We start from the raw sequence: 21,303 nt of genomic DNA on the forward strand, positions 1-21,303 counted from the left end.
TGCGCGGCCCTTGCCGGGCGCTTTGCGGTCCGGGTGCGGGCCGGGTCCGGTACGTGCTGGTCAGGAGGCGTTCGGGCCCACGTCCGTGGAGGTGAGGGGGCGGCGGACCGGGGCCAGGGTCGAGTACTCGTCGGCGCCGATGTCACGCGCGCTGCCGCGGGCGTGCCCGTCGATGTCCTCGGGGACCGGGATGGTGGCGAGCGTCGCGGCGCCGATCGCGGGGCTGTCCGCCGCGAGACGGAAGACGCCGTCGGAGGACTGCACCAGGCGGGGATCGACACGGGTGTAACCACCGCTGGGAATGGTGCCGTTGGAGGCCGCGCCCCAGAGGATGTTGCTCTGCCAGGTGAAGCCGGTGGTCGCCCCCATCGCGACGAGGCTTCCGCTGTCTCCGACCAGGAGGTTGTCGGCGACGACCACGTCACGCGGCTCATAGGTGCGGGTCTCGCCCGAGAGGGAACTCTTGTTGGCGCGGAGGGTGTTGTGCACGATCACCGCGCGGTCGCAGGCGTCGTTGCCGCGCCGCTCCTCGGTGGTCTCGCCCGTGTGGTGGTCGCGCGTGGTGCCGCTGCCGATCACCAGGGCCCGGCCGGTGAGACCGGCGAGGTGGTTGTTCACGACGAGGTGGTCGTTGCCGTAGAGGCGGATGCCCTCCTTGCCGCCGAGGAGCCAGTTGCCCTCGACGGTGGAGCCGTTGCCGTGGCGCAGCACGATGCCGCCCTGGCTGTCGCGGATCGTGTTGTACCGGATCGTGTTGCCGGAGGACTTGACCGAGATGGCCTCGGGGTCGCCGTCGCAGTGCTCGAACAGGTTGTACTCGACGATCGCGGCCGCCTCGGACAGTGCCCTACTGCTGACGCCGAGGCGGATCGACTCGCCGCCGTTGGCGCCGGTGTAGCGGTGGTTGGAGAAGTGGTTCTTGAAGATCTGGAGGCGCTGGGCCACGGCGGTCGTGCCGGGACCGTCGACGACGACGAAGATGCCCTGGGTGGTCCGGTCGTGGAAGCGGTTGCGGTCGATCTTGGCGTCGTCGCCCTCGACGAGGACCCAGTCGAGACCGTCCACGTCCGCGAACTGGATGTCGTTGCGGGTCAGCCGGATGCCCGTGCTGTCGGCCGGGATCTCCAGGGTGCGGGTCTGCCGGAGCGAGAAGCCGCTGATGGTCACGGCGTTCGCACCGTCGAGGACGAAGCTGCGCTCGCCGCGCAGGACGGCGCCGCCCCGGGTCTGCGAGACGATGGTGATGCCGCTGCGGCCCGAGACGTCGATGGCGCCGCCCGAGGGGACGGTGTACGTGCCGTCGGCGACGACGATCCGGTCGCCGGGGACCGCGCGGTCGATGGCGCTCTGCAGCGCGCTCAGGGAGGTGACCGGCGCCGGCTCGGCCGCCGAGGCGCCGGCGGCGAGCAGGGTGTCGAGCGGGACGGCGGCGGCCGCCGCGCCGAGCAGCGAGCCGGTGAGGAAGGTACGTCGTCGCATGATGCCTCCTGGAGGAAGGGGGTCGTGGTTCTGTGCCTGGTGACCAGGAGGCCCCGTCGCGGGGCGCCGAGGCGGCCCTGACCGGTCGGGGCCCGGGGCGGGCCCCCACGGCCCGCCCCGGGTCCGGGCCGGTCAGGGCTGTTTCGGATGCGGCCCCCGGTGCCGCCTCGGTCCCGCTCGTTCCGGTCGGTTCTCCGGAACGCGTCGGCGGGTGTGCCGGACGGATGGTCACCCCGCCCTGGCCTGCCGACCCGCACCACCCTGCCCGGCGCCGCTCACGTCTCGCTCACGTTCCGCTAACGCCGGAGGGCCGGTCACACCGACACGGGTGTCCGGGTGGGTTGACGGACCGTCGCGCGGTGACGGGAGGAGTGGTCGGGCACTGGGGTAATCTGCTCGCCCTTTCGGAGCACGTGTCCGATCACTCCCGTACCCGATCTCTTCGAGGGAAGCGAGCGATACCGATGACCGAACTGAGCCGGATGTACGTGGACGAGTGCCTGCGCGGGGACGGCGGGCTCGCGACGGCCGTCGCGCGGGCGCAGCTCCCTCCGGCCTTCGAGGAGGCCTGGCGCTCGTACCTGCTGCCCCGGCCGTGGTTCGTCCGGGCCTCGGAGACGGACGCGTTCGCGCGGGACCTGGAGGGGCTGTTCGGCCTCCTCCTGTCGCTTCCGGAGCGCCTCTTCGGCGGGGACGTCGAGCGGTACGCGGCGGAGATCGGGCTCGAACCGGCGCTGGTGGCGCTGCTCCGCCGGGCCGGTTCGGGCGTGCCCGCCAAGCTGGGCCGTGCCGACGCGTACCACGACGGCACCGGGTTCAAGCTCCTGGAGTTCAACCTCGGCAGCGAGATCGGCGGTCTCGACATGGGCGTCCTCAACCGGGCGCTGCTGCGGGTCCCCGAGTTCGCCGGCTTCGCGCGCGAGCAGGGCCTCGGCCACGTGGACATCGCCGCACGGATGGCCGCCGTCCTGCGCGACCGGGCCCGACCCGCGCTGTCCGGCTCCTCGGAACCGGTGATCGGGCTGATCGAGGGGCGTGGCGGTGTCGGCCCGTACGGACGGCTGATGCGGGCCACGCGGGAGGCGATGGCCGAGCAGGGCCTGGACCTGAGAATCGGCGAGATCGGTGACGTACGCGCGCGTGCCGACGGAAAACTCACGCTGGACGGCACTCCGCTCGACCTGGTGCTGCGGAACTTCGCGGCGAGCCAGCTGCTCGACGATCCGGACGGCCCGGAGGCGGCGGAACCGTTCTTCCGCGCCCACGAGGCGGGCAGGACGGTGCTGTTCACGTCGCTGGAGAGCGGGCTCTACTCCCACAAGGGCGCCCTCGCCCTCCTCTCCGACCCGCGCTGGGGCTCCGTCTTCGACGCCGCCGAGCGGGCCCTGGTCGACCGGGTCCTGCCCTGGAGCCGGGCTCTGCGCGCCTCCGGTGCCGGCGAGCCGGCCGAGCTGGTCGAGCTCTGCCGGGAGCGGCGGGAGCGGCTCATCCTCAAGCCCGGGGCGGGGTACGGCGGCCTGGACACGTTCGTCGGCTGGGAGTGCACCGGCGCGGAGTGGGAGAAGGCACTGGACCTCGCGGTCGAGCGCGGCGGCTACGTGGCGCAGGAGCGGGTCGTGCCGCACCCCGAGCCCGTGTACGACCCGGTGAGCGGGACCGTGGACGACTGGATCGCCGCGCTGGGCTTCTTCCTCACGGACGACGGCTACGCGGGCGCGCACGCGCGCGTGAACCGCGCCGACGGTGGCGCGATCGTCGGGATGAGCAGCAACCCGGACACCCGCATGGTCGGGGTGTTCACGTATTCCTGACGGGCGCGGGAGGTGCGGGAAGGGGGCGGGGAGGGTCAGCTCCGCGCCTCCTTCTTCCAGGGACCGACGCCGAGCCTGCCCGTCGTGCCGAGGTCGAGCTCGGGGGTCACCGTGACGGGAGCGGCGCCGGGCTTCGCCCACACGCGCGTAGGGAGCGTTCACCGGGGCGCCGCCCTCGACGGTGCTGCGCCAGACGAGGCCTGCCTGCGCGCGCTCGCCGGGCTTCAGCGCCGGCTGCCGGGCGGGGCCTTCGGCTCCGGTGCCTCCGGCGATGGCGTCGCCGCCCTGGAGGACCGCGACGCCCTCGACGCGGTCGTGGCCCTCGTCCCGGAGCTCGACGCGGGGGTAGCCCTGGAGCCGGTACGTGCCGGTGCCGCAGTTCTCCAGGTGGAGGCCGACGACGCGCAGGCCCATGGCGGCGTCGCCCTCGTCGGCGTACACGCGCACGCCCGCGGGCGGGCGGACACCGCCCGGGGAGGGCGCCTCGGCGGCCGGGACGCTCCGTACCTTCACGACCTTCACGCGCGCGTTCCCGGCGCTGTCGCGCGGGAGGCCGTCCGCGGTGACGCCGCGCCGCACGGTCCTGCCCCCGCCGCCGGGGTGGCGCCGCCCCCTGCGGCGGCTCCCTGGTGCTCGGTTCCGCAGGCCGTGACGAGCAGGAGGCCGAGCAGGGCGGCGGGAGGTGTGAGACGGGTGCGGCGCATGGTCATGAGTCGATCAGGCCGGGGCCGCCTCGGCCATGGCGGAAGCCACTCCCCCGGTAACAGCCCTGTCACGGCACGCCGGAGGCGCTCAGCCGTCCCCCGCCCCCGGCCGCAGCGCCGCCACCGCCGCGAGCAGCAGTTCCAGGGCGAACGGGTAGCCGCTGCCGCGCATGTCGGCGGCGAGCAGGGGGAAAGTCGCCGCGATGTTCGGGTGGGTCTCCGGCGGCAGTCGGCCGTAGACCGCGTGCCAGACCTCCGCCTCCTTCGCCTGGGCGGCCGGCGGCAGGGCGAGCGCGGCGGCGTCCTGGGCCGCGAAGGCGAGGGCCTGGTCGACGAAGGCGTGGTAGATCCGGACGGCCAGGCCGTCCGGGAAGCCGGCCGAGCGCAGGACGCCGAGGATCCGCTCGACGGCCCGGGTCTCGTGCGGCCGCCCGGTGGTGCGGTGGGCGGAGAGGGCCGCCGCCCGGGGGTGTGCCTGGTAGCAGCCGTGGATGCGCAGCCCGAGGTCGCGGAGGTCCGCCTGCCAGTCTCCGGTGGCCGTCCAGCCTTCCTGCGCGCGGCCGATCAGTTCGTCGGCGATGGCGAGGAGCAGCGCGTCGGTGTTCCGGAAGTAGCGGTAGAGCGCTGTGGGGTCGGCGCCGAGCGCGGCGCCCAGCCTCCGTACGGAGAGCGCCTCCGCGCCGTGCTGGGCGATCAGGCGCAGCGCGGTCTCGACGATGAGCCGCTCCGAGAGGACGGCGCCCTGTTTGGTGGGGCGGCGGCGCTGCCGCCTGCCTTCGGGGACCACGCGTTCGGACATGGCCGGACCTTATGTCAACGCCATTGACCTGTAAACGGCTCACCCGCTTGCATGGCGACCACCGACAACCGACATCACCTGTTCTGGAGCGCCCCATGCCCACGGCCGATCTGGTCTTCACCGGCGGTCCCGTCTTCACGGCGGACCCGGCCCGCACCCGGGCGAGTTCGCTCGCCGTCGTCGGCGAGCGGATCGCGGCCGTCGGCCACGACGAGGTGCGGGAACTCATCGGGCCCGGCACGGAGGTGGTCGACCTGACGGGGAAGCTGCTGCTCCCCGGGTTCCAGGACGCGCACATCCACGCCGTCGCCGGTGGCAGGGAGCTGGCCGAGTGCGATCTCACCGGTACGGTCGGCGTCGCCGACTACCTGGAGCGGATCAGGGAGTACGCGGAGGCCCGTCCGGAGTACGTCTGGATCACCGGCGGGGGCTGGTCGATGGAGAGCTTCGAGGGCGGGCTGCCCACCCGGCAGCTGCTCGACTCCGTCGTCCCCGACCGTCCGGTCCTGCTGGCGAACCGGGACCACCACGGCGCCTGGGCCAACACCCGGGCGCTGGAACTCGCGGGCCTCACCGCCGGGACTCCGGACCCCGCCGACGGGCGGATCGAGCGGGAGGCGGACGGCTCTCCGAGCGGCATGCTCCAGGAGGGGGCGGTCGGGCTCGTCGCCCGGCTGCTGCCGGCGTCCACGCCCGAGGACCGTCTCGCCGGTCTGCTGCGCGCCCAGACGCTGCTGCACTCGCTCGGCATCACGGCCTGGCAGGACGCGCTGCTCGGTTCCTTCGGCGGCATGGCCGACCCCTCGGACGCCTATCTGACGGCCGCCGGTGACGGTTCGCTGACCGCGCGGGTGACCGGGGCGCTCTGGTGGGACCGGGAGCGGGGCGCCGAGCAGATCCCCGAACTGGTCGCCCGGCGCGAGCAGTTGAGCTCCGGCCGGTTCCGCGCGGGCTCGGTGAAGATCATGCAGGACGGCATCGCGGAGAACTTCACCGCCGCCATGACCACCCCGTACCTGGACGGCTGCGGTTGTGCCACCGCCAACAGCGGGCTGAGCTTCGTCGACCCCCTTGCGCTGCGCGGGTACGTGACGGAGCTGGACGCCCTCGGCTTCCAGGTCCACTTCCACGCCCTGGGCGACCGGGCCGTCCGTGAGGCCCTGGACGCGGTGGAGGCCGCGATCGCCGCGAACGGACGCCGGGGCAACCGCCACCACCTCGCCCACCTCCAGGTCGTGCACCCCGACGACCTGGCCCGGTTCGCGGTGCTCGGCGCCGTCGCCAACATCCAGCCGCTGTGGGCCGCGCACGAGCCGCAGATGGACGAGCTGACCATCCCGTTCCTGGGTCCCGAACGCGCCGCCTGGCAGTACCCGTTCTGCGATCTCGTACGCGCCGGGGCCACCCTCGCCGCCGGCAGCGACTGGCCGGTCAGCAGCCCGGACCCGATCGCGGGCGTCCACGTCGCCGTGAACCGCCGCGAGCCGGAGGCCACGGACGAGCGGGTCTTCTACGCCGAGCAGCGCCTCGACCTCACCACGGCGCTCGCCGCCTACACGGCGGGCAGCGCGCACGTGAACGGCCTCGGCGAGACCGGCAGCCTGCGCGCCGGCCACCTCGCCGACCTGGTCGTCCTGGACCGCGACATCCTCACCGGCCCACCGGAGGAGATCGCCGAGGCCCGGGTGGAGCGCACGTACGTCGGCGGCCGGCTGGTGCACGCGCTCTGACCGGGCACCACGGGCGCCGGGCCGCGCGCTCCGGAACCCTTCGGCGAGGCGGTCCGTACAAGGCGGTGTCCACGGGGCGCGCGACGTGTGTTCGCGCGTCTCAGCCGCCGGATACGCCGGCGCGCGGCGCGCTTCCAGTGGGTCCGCGGCCGCGTGTGCCGGGGCCCAAGTCTGACCCGGCACACGCAGCTGGGACGCGCGATGCCTGGGGTCAGTCCCGCAGACGTGCCAGGACCGCGCGCATGGAACGCTCCAGGACCGCCCGGGACTCGTCGGTGGGATCGACCAGTTCGAAGCTGTGGTGGGCGTGCGGCGCGTCGACGATCTCGACGTCCGCCCCGCGTTTCTCGGCGGCGGTCAGGAACTCCTCGACGGTCGCCGCGATGGCCGGGTGCTCCAGACCGGCGCGGGTCAGGACGACCGGCGGCCCGTCCGCCGTGCCCACGGTGGCCGCCGGCCGGAAGCGGGGCTCCACCATGTCCCAGCCGGGCAGCGGCGCCAGGGCCGGATAGTTCGCCGCGACGCACCGCAGCCACGGCGGGGGCGCGGCGAGCCAGTCCGCGGCGAGGAGCCCGCCCGTGGAGAAGAACCAGAGCGCGATCCGCTCCCCGTCGACGCGCGGGTCGGCGCGGACCTGCTCGACGGCCTCGGCGAGGTCCTGGGCGGCGCGCGCGTAGTCGCCGAGACCGTGGAGCCGGTGGTCCAGGGTGACGCCGACGACGCCCATGCCCGCCGCGTAGCGGCCGTATCCCAGGAAGAACGGCAGGTCCCGCGGGGTGGGCCGCTGATCGGGGGCGATGGGGCCGCCGTGGACGAAGACGATCGCCGGCCGGGGTCCGTCGGCGTCCGGGAGGTGGAGGTCGACCCGTCCGAGGCGGTCGCGCGGCCGCTCGGGCACGTCGAGGAGGAAGGGCAGGAGGTGCGACGGCTGCTCGTGCGCGCCCTCGGGCGCCGTCACGCGGTGGCCTCCGCCGGCGGCGGCGCGGAGCAGCACCTCGGCCAGTTCCCCGGGGGCGGAGAGCATCGGCCAGTGTCCGGTGGCGAGTTCGAAGAAGCGGAACCGGTCCTCGGTGAGCTCCCGGAACTGGGGCGGCCCCGAGGCCACGGCCATCTCGACCAGGGCGATGCTCTGCCCGTTGGCGGCGCACAGGACGCCGGTGGTCGGCAGCGCGGACGCCGCGCCGGTGAGGTGGAGCGGCTCGGTGAGCGTGCGGGCCGGCTGGGGCGCGGCCTCACGCTCCAGGCGTACGAGGGCGTCGGCGGGGATCCCCTCGACGCTGCCCCACCGCGCCCAGGCGCCGGGCGCGGGCGGCGGGACCGCCGCGTCGGGTCGGCCGGAGAGCAGCTCGCGGACCTCCGGGTCGGGTACGGAGCGTACGGCCGCCTCGCCGCCCCGCGGGGGTCCCGTGTCCACGGAGACGATCCGGGCGACGCGCCCGGCCCGCCGGTCGGCGGCGCCGAACACCGGGTGCAGCCCGTAGCCGTGGCCCACGAGGACCACCTCGTCCGCCGTGATCCCGTCGACGATCCGGATCAGGTCCTCGATGTGCGTCTCCAGGCCGGTCCCGGGGGCGGCCTCGGCCCGCCTCTCCCCCATCCCGGTCAGGGTCACCGGGTACGCCTCCGCCCCCGCCTGCCGCAGCCGGGCGGCGGTCTCCTCCCACACCCAGCCACCGGTGAAGGTGTCCGACACCAGCACGAACGCCGTCATGACCGTCTCCTCGTCACTCCTGGGGGATGTCTCACGGTCACGCTAGGAACTCCCCCTGCGGGAGATTCAAGGCCCGCCGACCGAGGGCCGCGCGGCAGAATGGACGGGCCCGAAGATCATCGGATCCCGTTGAAGGAGCCCCCTGGTGTCGTCCGACGGTCTGTGGAGCATCGGGGAGCTGGCCGCGCGGGCGGGTGTGACCGTCAAGACCGTACGGTTCTACTCCGACCGCGGTCTGCTGCCCGAGGCGGCCCGCAGCTCCGGGGGCCATCGCAGGTACGGGGCCGAGGCGCTCGACCGGCTGCGGTTCATCCGGTCCCTGCGCGCCCTCGACCTGCCGGTCCCGGAGGTCGAGCGGGTGCTCGATGGTGACGGAGCCGACGCGGTCCTCGAGGAGGCCGTCGCGGGGCGGTTGGCGGACGTCGGATCCCAACTGGTGGCGCTGCGCTGGAAGGAGGCCTCCTTGCGGCTGCTCCAGGAGTGCGCCGCCGGGGAGCGCGCGGACCGGCTCCGGCTCCTCGGCGCGCTGCCCGCTCCGCCGGACACGGACGCCCTGGCCCGGTTCTGGCGGCGGGCCCTGCCGGCGCGGCTGCCGGGGCGGGTGGTCTCCATGGTGCTCGACGCGGTGGTGCCGCGGCCTCCGGAGGCGCCGGGCCCGGACGAGGTGCTCGCGTTCGCCCGGCTGCACGCGCTCGTCACCGACCCGCGCCTCGAACGGCCGGAGTTCCGGCCCGCGCCGCCGCTGCCGGACGGCGCGTACCGTCCGGTCGTGCTCTACGAGGGTCTCGCCGAGGCGTACGGGCTTGCCTCGGCCGCGGTGCGGGCCGGGCGGGCGCCGCAGGAGGGCGGAGCGCTGGACTGTTTCGTCGCCGCCTACGCCCAGGCGCGCGGGGAGCGGGACACACCGGCGTTCCGGCGCCGGCTCGTCGGGCTGCTCGCCCTGGACGACAGCCCCGTGCTCCCCCGGTACTGGAAGCTGGCCGCCGGCCTGTTCCCTCCGGACGAGCCGGCCCTCGGCCTCCTCCACCATCGCCTCTCGGTGGCGCTACGCGTCCAGGTCCACGGCGGGGCCGCCTGACGCCTGCCCCATGGTGGGCGCCCGGGTTCGCGGTGCGCCGCCCCGCCCCGCTGGTCAGGGGCGCCGCGCCGGTGGCCCGGGGGGGCGACGGCGCTCCGGGCGGCCCGTTCAGCGGACCCGGAGGGGTGGTGATCGGCGGCACGTGGGTGAGTTCGCGCTTGCGGGGCGGCAAGTCGGGGAAGGGGCGCACGGACTCATGACGACGAGGAGGTGGTGCCGGTGTCGCAGCCGACGACCGGGGAGGCGATGGGCGCACCGTGCTGGCTGCATCTGTCCGCCCGCGATCTGGAGGGGGCGAAGCGCTTCTACGGGGCGGTGCTCGGGTGGACGTTCCGGCGGGGCTCCCTCGGCGACGCTTACGTGGTGGGCGAGCGGGACGGAGCGCCGGTGGCCGGGATCGCGGCGGTGGCGGCGGAGCTGGCACTGCCGGTGGCCTGGACGGTGTTCTTCGCCGTCGACGACGCCGACGCGGCGGTGGCCCGGATCCGGGAGCGCGGCGGCACGGTCGGCGTGGGGCCGATGGCGTACCCGCCCCGGGGCCGCGCGGCGCTCGCGACGGATCTGGAGGGAGCGGCGTTCGGCGTGTGGGAGGGGCGCCTGGTCTCCCGCTGGCAGGTCGGCGAGCGGCAGGCGCCGGCCTGGCTGGAGCTGCACACCCGCGACGCGTTCGACGCGGCCGTGTTCTACGGCGGAGTGCTCCGCTGGGCGGACCAGAGCCCCGGCTCCTGCGAGGTGTCGTACGAGAACGACCAGGTGGTGCTGCGGCGGAACGGCGAGGCCGTCGCCCGGCTGAACAGCGGCCCGGTCGAGTCCGCCTCACCCCGGCCGCAGTTGAGGCCGCGCTGGCTGGTCCGCTTCCGGGTGCGCGATCTGGAGGCGGCGCGGGCGGCGGTCGAGGAGCACGGCGGGACGGTGGTGCCCGGCGGCGAGTGGTCGGGGGTGCGGCCGCCGGGCGGTGACGACGAGCGGCGGGCGGTGGTCCGGGACCCGGACGGAGCACTGTTCACCGTGGAGGCGGAGAGGGAGGGATGACCCAGGGCGTGCGCTTCGCAGCTCTGCGTTCGAAGTCCTCGTACTGACCGCAGATGGTCCCGCGGTCTTCGCCTTGGGCAGGATCAGGTTCGGCGCCGGTGTGGCTGACGGGAAGGGAAGGGCTCCATGAGCGGCGAGCGGCCCGAGTTGTACGAGATGTTCGACGAGCGGTTCCGCGCGGGACGGTGCATGAACGGCGACGACGCGCTGGAGGTGCTCTACACGGGCTGCCGCTGGGCCGAGGGACCGATCTACCTGCCCGCGTGGCGGCAGCTGATCTGGAGCGACATCCCGAACGACCGGATGCTGCGCTGGGACGAGGAGACGGGCGCCGTGAGCGTCTTCCGCCGCTCCGCCGGGTACACCAACGGCAACACCCTCGACCGTGAGGGCCGGCTGATCTCCTGCGAGCAGGGCAACCGCCGCGTGACGCGCACCGAGCACGACGGCACGGTCACGGTGCTCGCGGACCGGTGGCAGGGGAAGCGTCTGAACAGCCCGAACGACGCGGCGGTGAAGTCGGACGGCTCGATCTGGTTCTCCGATCCGGACTTCGGCATCACCAGCGACTACGAGGGCTACCGCGCGGAGAGCGAGATCGGCTCCAACAACGTCTACCGCGTCGATCCGGACAGCGGCGAAGTGCGGCTGGTGGCCGACGAGTTCGCCGCGCCGAACGGTCTGGTCTTCTCCCACGACGAGCGGCAGCTGTACGTCTCCGACACCCGGGCGGGCTTCATCCGGGTCTTCGACGTGCGCGAGGACGGCACGCTCTCCGACGGCAAGGTCTTCGCCGACGCGTCGGCCCGGGAGGGGGCCCGCTTCGACAACCTCCGCTTCGACGCGGACGGACGGCTCTGGGCCGCCGCGATGAACGACGGGGTGCACTGCTACGACCCTGACGGCACCCTGATCGGACGGCTCCACGCGCCGGAGGCGGTCGCCAACATCTCGTGGGGCGGCGCCAAGCGCAACCGTCTCTTCATCGCCGCCGAGACCAGCCTGTACTCGGTGGTCATGGGCGTCACCGGCACCCACCCGACCGGCCCCGGACACCGACCCTGGCTGGACGCGGCGGGCTGAAACGACGTGGTCCGCTCCACCGCCCACCGCGCATGCTTCAACCGCGTCGTCGAGCGGCTCGAAGTCCACCCCTGACCCCGGCCTTAGCCCATCCGAGCAGAAACCGCCCCTTCGGCCCGGGGCCAGGAGGCCCGCTCACACTCCCCGCCGCATCGCGGCCGGCGGTCCACCGTCGCCAGGACGGTGTTGACGAACGCCACGGCGATGAGGGAAACGCCCCACAGCGGCCGGTCGCGGGCGAGGAGCGCGGCCGCGCCGAACACCAGGGCCTTCACGAGCAGATCGCCCGCGAGCGGCATGCGGATCCGGTGTCCAGGGCGCGGCGAACCGGCCCCGCTTCCGTCAGAAGTCTTTACCTCCCCGTCCCGGCGGCGGTAACTTCCGCCCGACGCAAAGTGTTTCAGAAACTTTCCGACTGCGTTTCCAGCGGCGCCGATCCCCAGTCCCAGCCGGCCCCGCGCGGAAGCGCGCCTCCGCCTGGAGAATCCGATGAGCCGCAACCCCATCCGCCTGCCCGGACGCCCGGTGGCCGTCCTGGCCGTGGCCGCAGGCCTGTTCGGCCTGCTCGCCGCCCCATCCGGTGACCCCTCGCCCAGGACCGGCCCGGTCGCCGCGACCGCCGACAACACGGCGACCGTCTTCTACTGGACGAAGACGAGGAACTGGCCCGCCTACCACCTCCATTACGCCCCCGACGGCGGCGCCTGGACCACGGTCCCCGGCGTCGCCATGGAGCCCGCCTGCACGGACTGGGTGAAGAAGACCGTCCCCCTCGGGACGGCCGCCGGGCTCCAGGCCACCTTCACCGACGGCACCGGCACCTGGGACAACAACGGCGGCGCGAACTACGCCCTGGGCACCGGGAACATCACCGTCAAGGACGGGGTCGTCGCCCACTCCGACCCGTGCGGGGGCACCACGCCCACCCCCGGCGCCAAGGCGACGGTCTACTACTCCACCGAGGCGCTCGGGTGGTCCACCGCCAACATCCACTACCAGCCCGCGGGCGGCGCCTGGACCGCCGTCCCGGGCGCGGGCATGCAGGCCGCCTGCGCCGGCTGGTGGAAGCGGGAGATCGACCTCGGTACGGCCGCCACCCTCAAGGCCGCGTTCAACAACGGCAACGGCGTCTGGGACAACAACGGCGGCTCCGACTACACGATCGGCGCGGGCGTCTCCACCGTCCGCAACCGGGTCGTGACGGCGAACGGGACCGACCCGTGCGCCGCCACCCCGCCCGACACCCGGGCCCCCACCGCCCCGGCCCGGCTGACCGCCACCGCCGACGGCGTCTCCGTGCTGCTCACCTGGGACGCCGCCACCGACGACCGGGGCGTCACGAAGTACCAGGTCACCCGCACCGGCGGCAGCGGCGGCACGGTCGTGACCGACGTCGGCTCCACGGTGTACTCCGACACCGGCCTCGCCGAACGGACCGCGTACACCTACACGGTGAAGGCCGTGGACGCCGCCGGGAACGTCTCCCCCGCCTCGGCCGCCGCGACCGCCACCACCGGCGCCAAGCCGGCCACGCCCGCCACCGGGAAGCCGCTCGGCACCGACCCGCGCAAGGACCCCATCTACTTCGTCCTCACCGCCCGCTTCAACGACGGAGACCCGTCGAACAACCGTGGCGGCAGCCAGCACGTCAAGTCCGGCAACGCGGCCAACGACGACCCCATGTTCCGCGGCGACTTCAAAGGCCTGATCCAGAAGCTCGACTACGTCAAGGGCCTCGGGTTCTCGGCCATCTGGGTCACGCCGGTGGTCCTCAACCGGTCCGACTACGACTACCACGGCTACCACGGCTGGGACTTCTACAAGGTCGACCCACGCCTGGAGTCCGCCGGCGCCTCCTACCAGGACCTGATCGACGCCGCCCACGCCAAGGGCATGAAGATCTACCAGGACGTCGTCTACAACCACTCCTCCCGCTGGGGCGCCAAGGGCCTCTTCGTACCGACCGTGTACGGCGTGCGGGACAGCCAGTGGAGCTGGTACTACGACGAGAAGCAGTCCGGCTTCGAGTACGACGGCCTGACGATCGACGCCAAGAGCGGGAAGTCGTACTACAACGGCGACCTGTGGTCGACGGCCGAACCCACCGGCAACACCTGCGTCAACTGGGGCAAGCCGACCGGCGGCAGGAGCGCCGAGGGGTACACGGTCTACAACTGCCAGTGGCCGAGCCCCACGTCGGGGATGTTCCCGAAGGCGCTCTACCACCAGTGCTGGATCGGGAACTGGGAGGGCGAGGACTCCCGCTCCTGCTGGCTGCACGAGGACCTGGCCGATTTCGACACGGAGAACCCGACCGTGCAGAACTACCTGATCGGCGCCTACGACAAGTACATCGACATGGGCGTCGACGGGTTCCGCGTCGACACGGCCGTACACATCCCGCGCACCACCTGGAACCGCCGCTTCCTGCCCGCCATCCAGGAACGGGTCACCCGGCGGCACGGCGCCGAGGCGGCGAAGAACTTCTTCGTCTTCGGCGAGGTCGCCGCCTTCGTCAACGACAAGTGGAACCGCGGCTCGGTGAACCACTCCGCTCAGTTCTACACCTGGAAGGAGCGCAAGGAGTACGACGCCGACGACACGAAGGCGGCCCTGGAGATGTACGACTACGAGCAGCAGCAGGGCACCGGCGACCAGCCCACCTCCACCAACGCCTTCCTGGCCGGGAACAGCTACCACACCCCCGACCACAGCCGTTTCTCCGGCATGAACGTCATCGACATGCGCATGCACATGAACTTCGGTGACGCGCAGAACGCCTTCTCCAACGGCAAGGACTCCGACGACAGTTACAACGACGCCACCTACAACGTCGTCTACGTCGACAGCCACGACTACGGCCCCAACAAGTCCAGCGAACGGTACGCCGGCGGCACCGACGCCTGGGCCGAGAACATGTCCCTGATGTGGACCTTCCGCGGCATCCCGACGCTGTACTACGGCTCCGAGATCGAGTTCCAGAAGGGGAAGAAGATCGACTGCGGGCCGGCCTGCCCGCTCGCCACCACCGGCCGCGCCTACTTCGGCGACCACGTCGCCGGCTCCGTCACGGCCTCCGACTTCTCCCGGGTCTCCTCGGCCTCCGGCGCGATCGCCGCCACGCTCAAGCAGCCCCTGGTCCAGCACGTGCAGCGGCTCAACCAGATCCGCCGGGCGATCCCGGCGCTCCAGACGGGCCAGTACTCGACCGAGGGCGTCTCGGGCGGCATGGCGTTCAAGCGCCGCTACACCAGCGGCTCGACGGACAGCTTCGCGCTCGTCACGGTCTCGGGCGGCGCCACCTTCACGGGCGTCCCCGACGGCACGTACACCGACGCCGTCACCGGCGACGTCCGCACCGTCACCGCCGGCACCCTCTCGGTCGCCGCGCCGGGCAAGGGCAACCTGCGGGTGTACGTCCTGAACGGTCCCGGGAGGATCGGCACGGCGGGCCCGTACCTGAAGTAGCACGGACCGGCGAGGGGGTGGGGGAACACGGACCGCCCCCTCGTCGCCATGCTCAAGTCAAGATTCTGTTACACGAACGGGCTTCTCGGACAGAAGGCTTCCTTCCGCCCCGTCCATCTGGGATCTTGCGTCCACCCCACACATCACAGGGCCCGGCCGGCGCCACCCGCGCCACCGGGTCATCGGAGGACGCATTGTTTTCCCACATATCCGGCCGGATGAGACTCTCGGCCCTCGCGCTCGGCACGTCCCTGGCGCTCGGCTCGACCGTCGGCCTCGCACAGGCCGCCCCCCTGGACAACGAGCCCCTCGCGGCCCGTTCGGCCGGCCCTGCCGCCGCTCCCGCGGCCGCCGCGGCGCCCGCCGCCTGGGCCGCCGGCACCCGCGCCTACCTGGTCATCACGACCCCGGGCGACACCACCGCCGTCCGCACCGCCGTCGCGAACAACGGCGGATCGGTCTTCGCCTCGTACGACGCGATCGGCGTGATCGTCGCGCACTCGACCTCCGCCTCCTTCGCCGCCACGATGCGCGGTGTCGCGGGCGTCCAGAAGGTCGGCGCGACGCGCACCTCCGACGTCCCCGCCGACGCCTACAACCCGGCGCTCCCGGCCAACCCGGCGCAGTCCGCCGCGCCCACGACGGAGCCCGTCCGTTCGGACATGACGCAGATCAAGGCCGACCAGGCCTGGGCCGTCAACCCGGGCTCCGCCACGGTCAAGGTCGGCATCCTGGACACCGGCGTGGACGACCAGCACCAGGACCTGGCGCCGAACTTCAACGCCGCCGACTCGGTCTCCTGCGCGTACGGCAAGACGGACACCCGTGCCGGGGCCTGGCGCGACGTCGACCAGCACGGTACCCACGTCGCCGGCACGGTCGCGGCCGCCAAGAACGGCAAGGGTGCCATCGGTGTCGCCCCGGGCGTGAAGATCTCCTCGGTGCGCATCGCCGAGCCCGGCAGCACCCTGTTCTTCGCGGAGAACACCATCTGCGGCCTCGTGTGGGCCGGTGACCACGGCTTCAAGGTCACCAACAACAGCTACTACACGGACCCGTGGCAGTTCAACTGCCCGAACAACCTCGACCAGGCGGCCATCCTGGAGGGCGTGGGCCGCGCCCAGGCGTACGCCGAGGGCAAGGGCTCGCTCCAGGTCGCGGCGGCCGGCAACTCCAACGTCGACCTGGCCAACAAGACCACCGACTCGTCGAGCCCCAACGACTCGACGCCGGTGACCCGGACCATCACCAACGACTGCCTCGACATCCCGGCCGAGCTGCCGGGTGTGGTCACGGTCGCGGCGAACGGCACCAGCGGCACGTCCAAGGCCTCGTTCTCCAACTTCGGCCGTGACGTCATCGAGGTCTCGGCGCCCGGCGAGTCCGTCTACAGCACGGTCCCCGGCGGCAAGTACTCCTCGCTGAGCGGCACCTCGATGGCCTCCCCGCACGTGGCGGGCGTGGCCGCGCTGCTCGCCAGCGCCAACCCGGCGTACACCCCGGCGGACATCCGGGCGAAGCTCGGCGAGCAGGCCACCGACCTGGCCTGCCCCTCGGACAGCCGCTGCACCGGCACCACGGCGAAGAACAGCTTCTTCGGCGAGGGCCGCGTGGACGCCCTGAAGGCCGTCGGCAGCTCGACCCCGCCGCCCGGGGCGTACTTCGAGAACCTGACGGACGTGGCGATCGCGGACAACTCCACGGTCGAGAGCCCGATCACGGTCAGCGGTGTGACGGGCAACGCTCCGGCCACCCTGAAGGTGGGCGTCGACATCAAGCACACGTACATCGGTGACCTGAAGGTCGATCTGGTGGCCCCGGACGGCACCGTGTACACGCTGCACAACCACACCGGCAGCGGCACGGACAACATCGCCCAGACGTACACGGTGAACGCCTCGTCGGAGGTCGCGAACGGCGTCTGGAAGCTCCGCGTGAACGACAACGCGAGCCAGGACACGGGCCGTATCGACGCCTGGAACCTGACCTTCTAGTCCCTCCCGACCCAGCACCACCCGACCCGGGAAACGGGGCCGGAGCCGCCACGGCTCCGGCCCCGTTCGCGTACCCGCGGTAACTCCGTGGGAAAGAAAGTCCGTCCGAGGGGTAGGCCATCCCGGGGCCCTTGCTATACGTTCCGTCTAACAAGCTTGCTAGACGTGATGTCTAACAAGCCCCCCAGCCGCTCGAGCGACCCCGAGGAGCCGCACCATGGCAAGCAGCACCGTTCGCCCGGACAACGGAGACCACGACGTCGCGGCGCGGCTGCTCGTGTCCGCCGCGAAGCTCTCCTACGACCCCGCCGCCGAGGTCGACTGGGACACCCCCCTCGACAAGGACTTCCACGGCCAGAGCCCGGAGTGGAACAGCCTCTACGGGACCGCGTACTGGGACGAGATGACCGAGGAGCAGCGCAAGGAGCTGACCCGCCAGGAGTCGGCCTCGGTGGCCAGCACCGGCATCTGGTTCGAGATGATCCTCCAGCAGATGGTGCTGCGGGACATGTACGCCAAGGACCCCACCGACCCCCGGTTCCAGTGGGCCCTCACCGAGATCGCCGACGAGTGCCGCCACTCCATCATGTTCGCCCGCGGCGCCCAGAAGCTCGGCGCCCCCGCCTACCGGCCCCGGCGGGCGGTGCTCGAACTCGGCCGCGCCTTCAAGACCGTCGGCTTCGGCGAGGCCGCCTACGCCGGCATCCTCGTCGCCGAGGAGGTCCTCGACGTGATGCAGCGCGACTGGATGCGCGACGAGCGGGTCGTCCCCTTCGTCCGCACCATCAACAACATCCACGTCGTCGAGGAGTCCCGGCACATGAAGTTCGCCCGGGACGAGACGCGCCGCCGCCTGGAGCACGCCGGCCGCGCCCGCCGCTCCTTCCACGCCCTGGTCGTCGCCATCGCCTCGTACTACATCGTCACCAGCCTGGTCAGCCCCGAGGTCTACGTGAAGGCCGGCCTCGACCCGGTGCGCGCCCGGCGCGAGGCCGCCGCCAACGAGCACTACAAGGCGCGGATGCGCGCCAGCTGCGCGGGGCTCATGGAGTTCCTGGCCTCGGCCCGCCTGCTGACCCGGCCCGCGCTCTTCTTCTACAAGCGCGCGAACCTCATCTGACCCCGCCCCTCCCGGATCCGAGCTGAGCCGACGACATGACCTACGCCATCACCCAGACCTGCTGCAACGACGCCACCTGTGTCGCCGTGTGCCCGGTCAACTGCATCCACCCGACGCCGGAGGAGCCGGACTTCGGCACCACGGAGATGCTGTACATCGACCCGAGGAGCTGCATCGACTGCGGCGCGTGCGCCGACGCCTGTCCCGTCGACGCGATCTTCCCGGCCGACCGGCTCACCGAGCGGCTGCGGGAGTACGAGGGGATCAACGCCGCCTACTACGCGGACCGTGAGCCCGCGCCGGTCCTCGCCTCGCCGACCTTCCACCCGTGGGGCGAGCCGGTCTTCGACCGCTCGGTCCCCGCCGACTTCGCCCCGATCCGGGTCGCGGTCGTCGGCACGGGTCCGGCCGGGATGTACGCCGCCGAGGACCTCCTCCTGCACACCAACGCCGAGGTGACGCTGATCGACCGGCTGCCGGTCGCCGGCGGTCTCGTCCGGTACGGCGTGGCACCGGACCACCCGGCGACCAGGGGAGTCGGGGAGACCTTCGCCCGCTTCCACACCCACCCCCGGGTCCGCATGCGGCTCGGCGTCGAGATCGGCGTGGACATCACCCCCGAGGAACTCGCCGCGCACCACGACGCCGTGGTCTACGCGGTGGGCGCGCCCTCCGACCGGCGGCTCGGGATCCCCGGCGAGGATTTGCCGGGCAGTGTCCCGGCGACCTCCGTCGTCTCCTGGTACAACGCGCACCCGGAGACCGGCGCGGACGCCGTCCGGCTCTCCGCCGGGCGGGTCGTCGTGGTCGGCAACGGCAACGTGGCGCTCGACGTCGCCCGTCTTCTCGTCACCGATCCCGACGCTCTCGCCCGTACGGACATCGCCGACCACGCCCTCGCCGCCCTGCGCGACCAGCGGGTCCGCGAGGTGGTGCTCCTCGGCCGCCGGGGCCCCGAGCACGCCGCGTACACCACCTCCGAACTGCTCGCCCTGCAGCACCTGCCCGGGGTCGACCTGGTCGTCGACGACCGGGATCCGCGCACCGGCGCGGCGATCGACGCGGCCGGGCCCGGGGAGAAGGCCGCGCTCCTGCGGGGCCTGGACCGGGAGGCGGTGGAGTGGACGCGCGCCCCGGCACGGGAGCGGCGCCGGATCGTGCTGCGCTTCCACTCCGCCCCGGTCGAGGCCCTCGGCGACGGCGCCGTGCGGGCGGTCCGGGTGACGCAGGACGGCGAACCGTCGGGTACGGAGATCGGGGCGGGGCTTCTCGTCCGGGCCATCGGCTACCGGGGCGTCCCGCTCGCGGGGCTGCCGTTCGACGAGACGACCGGCACCGTGCCGCACGAGGCGGGGCGGGTCGTGGGGCTGCCCGGCAGTTACGTCGTCGGCTGGACCAAGCGGGGGCCGTCCGGGGGCATCGGGGCCAACCGGGCCTGCGCCGAGGAGACGATCGGGACGCTGCTCGCGGACGCGGTGGCCGGGACGCTGCCGAAGCCGACGGGCACCTCCCAGGACTTCCGCCGGCTCGCGCGGAGCCGCAGCGGACGGGGACTCGTCGACGCGCGGGGGCTCGCCTCCATCGACCGGGCCGAGCGGGCGAGGGGCCGGGACGCGGGGCGTCCCCGGGTCAAGCTCGCCACGGTGCCGGAGCTCGTCGCGGCGGCACGGGGCAGCAGGCTGCGCCTGCGGGGCTGAGCGCTCAGGGGCTCCTCGGATCCGGCCCGGGACGGCGGGCCGGTGAGGCTCTGTCGTACGCGTCGGCCGTCGGTCAGACGGAGACGCTCAGGGCCTGGCGGACCACGATCGCGTTGAGCCGTACCGCGAAGGGCACGACGTCGGTCAGGTCGAGCGCGAGGGTCTCGGCCTTCGGCAGCTCGACGGTCACGTCGACGCAGAAGGCCAGGGCGTACATGTGGTCCCCGGTCTCCTCGTCCTGGAGGGCGAAGAACAGGTCGCGGTAGAAGCGGGTGCGGTCTCCGGACTCCTCGTAGAAGGAGAGTCCGGGCTGCCCCTCCTGCGCGGCGAGTCCGGTGAAGGCCTGGACGAGCTCCCGCTCGACCGTGGCCCAGAAGCCGGCCTCCGCGCACTCCGGCGGCAGCGCCTGGCGGACGGCCTCCTTGAGGGAGAGGACCATGACGAGGACGGGGGCGTGCTCCTGGAGTCCCCAGCCCCTGACCATCCGCACCACGTCGCTGTCCGGGACGGCCGAGGCCGCCCGGTGGATCGCCTCGAAGTCGAAGTTGACGGTCGCCGGGGCGATCGCCTCCTGGAAGACCCGGTCGATGGACCGGGCCTGGTCGAGGTGGTCCGGTCCCACCTCGACGACGGTCCTGAAACTGGCGGCCAATGCTCCTCCTGGATGATCTCGGTGATCAGGAGGGGTCAGTATGCCGAGGTGCCGGAGGGGCGGGCGCGGGGCGTCCGCCGTGCGGACGGTTCAGCCGCGGCCGCGGCGGGGCTTGCCCCCTCGTCCGGAGCCGGCGCCGCCCTTGCGGGACGCCGAGGGCCGTCCGGCCGTACGGGAGCCGCCGCCCGGCTTCCCGGAGCGCGCCGGCTTCGCCGCCCGCTGCTCCTTGGGCTGCTTCTGGCCCTTCTTCTCCTCGGCGCGGCGTCCCCGGGTGCTGTTCACGGTGCGGCCGCGCACGATGCCGATGAACTCCTCCACCAGGTCGGGCGCCTCGTCCGCCGCCGGCCACGACAGGGCCACCCGCGACTGCGGGACGTCGACGAGGGTCCGGTAGGTGAGGTCCTTGCGGTGGTGCAGGCGGGCGAGCGACTGCGGGACGGCGAGGACGCCGACGCCCGCGGCGACCAGCTCGATCGCGTCGGCCGTGGTCTCCGGGCGCTCCATCGCGGGGCGGCCGGGCGGCTGCTCCCAGCCCAGGGTGTCGTCGAGGGGGTGCAGGACGAGCTCGTCGGCGAGGTCGCCCGCCGAGATCTCCTCCACCGCCGCGAACAGGTGGTCCTTGGGGACGACGACGACCGTCGTCTCCGTGTAGAGCGGGATCGCGCTGATGTCGTCGCCGTCGACGGGCAGCCGGACGAGACCCGCGTCGGCGGCGCCCTCGCGGAGCGCGCCGAAGGCCTCGGCCGGGGTCACGGCGAGGAGGGTCAGGGGCACGTCGGGCAGGCGCTCGTTCCAGATCCGCACCCACTTCGAGGGGGTCACTCCCGGGACGTACGCCAGCCGGAACGAGGAGGAGACCGAAGAGGTGTCCGCGGGGGAAGCGTCCGAGCCTGTCACCCCGCCAGGTTACCGGTAGCCGCCGTGGTCGGAGTTCGCCCGCATGCT

At 73.0% G+C, this 21,303-nt stretch carries 15 protein-coding genes and 1 pseudogene; 9 read left to right on the forward strand and 7 right to left on the reverse strand.

Annotation, left to right across the window (positions count from 1 at the left end):
- Positions 1-60 precede the first annotated feature (60 nt).
- Positions 61-1,479 (reverse strand): polysaccharide lyase 6 family protein, encoded by a 1,419-nt coding sequence (locus tag ACZ51I_RS07250; protein WP_468872169.1) that lies wholly within the window; start codon positions 1,477-1,479, stop codon positions 61-63.
- A gap of 464 nt (positions 1,480-1,943) precedes the next feature.
- Here ACZ51I_RS07250 and ACZ51I_RS07255 point away from each other — a divergent pair, with 464 nt between their 5' ends.
- Positions 1,944-3,290, forward strand: coding sequence for a hypothetical protein (locus tag ACZ51I_RS07255; RefSeq protein WP_468872172.1), 1,347 nt, complete (start codon positions 1,944-1,946; stop codon positions 3,288-3,290).
- A 195-nt stretch (positions 3,291-3,485) separates the two neighbouring features.
- On the opposite strand, the pseudogene ACZ51I_RS07260 reads toward ACZ51I_RS07255, so the two are convergent.
- Together ACZ51I_RS07260 and ACZ51I_RS07265 are read right to left on the reverse strand one after the other, a co-directional pair.
- A pseudogene (locus tag ACZ51I_RS07260) lies at positions 3,486-3,704 on the reverse strand (DUF4232 domain-containing protein); the annotation flags it as partial.
- A 378-nt stretch (positions 3,705-4,082) separates the two neighbouring features.
- Entirely contained in the window at positions 4,083-4,793 is a 711-nt protein-coding gene (locus tag ACZ51I_RS07265) for a TetR/AcrR family transcriptional regulator (RefSeq protein WP_468872173.1), read from the reverse strand.
- Between the two features lie 95 nt (positions 4,794-4,888).
- Between ACZ51I_RS07265 and ACZ51I_RS07270 the strand changes: the two genes are divergently transcribed.
- Positions 4,889-6,523, forward strand: a complete 1,635-nt coding sequence (locus ACZ51I_RS07270; protein ID WP_468872176.1) for an amidohydrolase — start codon at positions 4,889-4,891, stop codon at positions 6,521-6,523.
- A gap of 211 nt (positions 6,524-6,734) precedes the next feature.
- Here ACZ51I_RS07270 and ACZ51I_RS07275 read toward each other — a convergent pair whose 3' ends face one another.
- The gene (locus tag ACZ51I_RS07275) at positions 6,735-8,234 is read right to left on the reverse strand and encodes a dienelactone hydrolase family protein (RefSeq protein WP_468872178.1); all 1,500 of its coding nucleotides are present in this window, start codon (positions 8,232-8,234) and stop codon (positions 6,735-6,737) included.
- Positions 8,235-8,379: 145 nt separating this feature from the next.
- Here ACZ51I_RS07275 and ACZ51I_RS07280 point away from each other — a divergent pair, with 145 nt between their 5' ends.
- From ACZ51I_RS07280 to ACZ51I_RS07290, 3 genes are all read left to right on the forward strand, one after another.
- Positions 8,380-9,312, forward strand: a complete 933-nt coding sequence (locus tag ACZ51I_RS07280; protein ID WP_468872180.1) for a MerR family transcriptional regulator — start codon at positions 8,380-8,382, stop codon at positions 9,310-9,312.
- 210 nt (positions 9,313-9,522) lie between these two features.
- On the forward strand, positions 9,523-10,344 hold the full coding sequence (locus ACZ51I_RS07285) for a VOC family protein (RefSeq protein ID WP_468872182.1): 822 nt from the start codon (positions 9,523-9,525) through the stop codon (positions 10,342-10,344).
- 126 nt (positions 10,345-10,470) lie between these two features.
- Positions 10,471-11,427 carry an SMP-30/gluconolactonase/LRE family protein gene (locus ACZ51I_RS07290; RefSeq protein WP_468872185.1) on the forward strand — a complete coding sequence of 319 codons (957 nt, stop codon included), beginning with the start codon at positions 10,471-10,473 and terminating at the stop codon, positions 11,425-11,427.
- Positions 11,428-11,510: 83 nt separating this feature from the next.
- Here the strand turns inward: ACZ51I_RS07290 and ACZ51I_RS07295 are convergent, their stop codons facing one another.
- A complete protein-coding gene (locus ACZ51I_RS07295; RefSeq protein WP_468872187.1) occupies positions 11,511-11,726 on the reverse strand; it encodes a hypothetical protein in 216 nt (71 codons plus the stop codon).
- Positions 11,727-11,916: 190 nt separating this feature from the next.
- Between ACZ51I_RS07295 and ACZ51I_RS07300 the strand changes: the two genes are divergently transcribed.
- From ACZ51I_RS07300 to ACZ51I_RS07315, 4 genes are all read left to right on the forward strand, one after another.
- Positions 11,917-14,895 carry a carbohydrate binding domain-containing protein gene (locus ACZ51I_RS07300; protein WP_468872190.1) on the forward strand — a complete coding sequence of 993 codons (2,979 nt, stop codon included), beginning with the start codon at positions 11,917-11,919 and terminating at the stop codon, positions 14,893-14,895.
- Between the two features lie 218 nt (positions 14,896-15,113).
- Positions 15,114-16,889 carry a S8 family serine peptidase gene (locus tag ACZ51I_RS07305; protein WP_468872191.1) on the forward strand — a complete coding sequence of 592 codons (1,776 nt, stop codon included), beginning with the start codon at positions 15,114-15,116 and terminating at the stop codon, positions 16,887-16,889.
- A gap of 217 nt (positions 16,890-17,106) precedes the next feature.
- On the forward strand, positions 17,107-18,009 hold the full coding sequence (locus tag ACZ51I_RS07310; protein WP_468872194.1) for an AurF N-oxygenase family protein: 903 nt from the start codon (positions 17,107-17,109) through the stop codon (positions 18,007-18,009).
- A gap of 35 nt (positions 18,010-18,044) precedes the next feature.
- Complete coding sequence (locus tag ACZ51I_RS07315; protein WP_468872196.1) at positions 18,045-19,706, forward strand: FAD-dependent oxidoreductase; 1,662 nt, start codon at positions 18,045-18,047, stop codon at positions 19,704-19,706.
- Between the two features lie 73 nt (positions 19,707-19,779).
- Here the strand turns inward: ACZ51I_RS07315 and ACZ51I_RS07320 are convergent, their stop codons facing one another.
- Positions 19,780-20,358: a Type-2Aa cytolytic delta-endotoxin gene (locus ACZ51I_RS07320; protein WP_468872198.1), complete on the reverse strand. Its 579-nt coding sequence runs from the start codon at positions 20,356-20,358 to the stop codon at positions 19,780-19,782.
- Positions 20,359-20,448: 90 nt separating this feature from the next.
- Positions 20,449-21,255, reverse strand: coding sequence for a LysR family substrate-binding domain-containing protein (locus tag ACZ51I_RS07325; protein ID WP_468872200.1), 807 nt, complete (start codon positions 21,253-21,255; stop codon positions 20,449-20,451).
- Between the last annotated feature and the right edge of the window lie 48 nt (positions 21,256-21,303).

The organism is Streptomyces sp. NPDC034084 (assembly GCF_055575535.1).

Bases quoted from the DNA above. Each gene is read 5' to 3' on its own strand.
- ACZ51I_RS07250 (WP_468872169.1), bottom strand. From the start codon at position 1,479: ATGCGACGACGTACCTTCCTCACCGGCTCGCTGCTCGGCGCGGCGGCC.
- ACZ51I_RS07275 (WP_468872178.1), bottom strand. From the start codon at position 8,234: ATGACGGCGTTCGTGCTGGTGTCGGACACCTTCACCGGTGGCTGGGTG.
- ACZ51I_RS07255 (WP_468872172.1), top strand. From the start codon at position 1,944: ATGACCGAACTGAGCCGGATGTACGTGGACGAGTGCCTGCGCGGGGAC.
- ACZ51I_RS07270 (WP_468872176.1), top strand. From the start codon at position 4,889: ATGCCCACGGCCGATCTGGTCTTCACCGGCGGTCCCGTCTTCACGGCG.
- ACZ51I_RS07305 (WP_468872191.1), top strand. From the start codon at position 15,114: ATGAGACTCTCGGCCCTCGCGCTCGGCACGTCCCTGGCGCTCGGCTCG.
- ACZ51I_RS07290 (WP_468872185.1), top strand. From the start codon at position 10,471: ATGAGCGGCGAGCGGCCCGAGTTGTACGAGATGTTCGACGAGCGGTTC.
- ACZ51I_RS07315 (WP_468872196.1), top strand. From the start codon at position 18,045: ATGACCTACGCCATCACCCAGACCTGCTGCAACGACGCCACCTGTGTC.
- ACZ51I_RS07310 (WP_468872194.1), top strand. From the start codon at position 17,107: ATGGCAAGCAGCACCGTTCGCCCGGACAACGGAGACCACGACGTCGCG.
- ACZ51I_RS07300 (WP_468872190.1), top strand. From the start codon at position 11,917: ATGAGCCGCAACCCCATCCGCCTGCCCGGACGCCCGGTGGCCGTCCTG.
- ACZ51I_RS07295 (WP_468872187.1), bottom strand. From the start codon at position 11,726: ATGCCGCTCGCGGGCGATCTGCTCGTGAAGGCCCTGGTGTTCGGCGCG.
- ACZ51I_RS07265 (WP_468872173.1), bottom strand. From the start codon at position 4,793: ATGTCCGAACGCGTGGTCCCCGAAGGCAGGCGGCAGCGCCGCCGCCCC.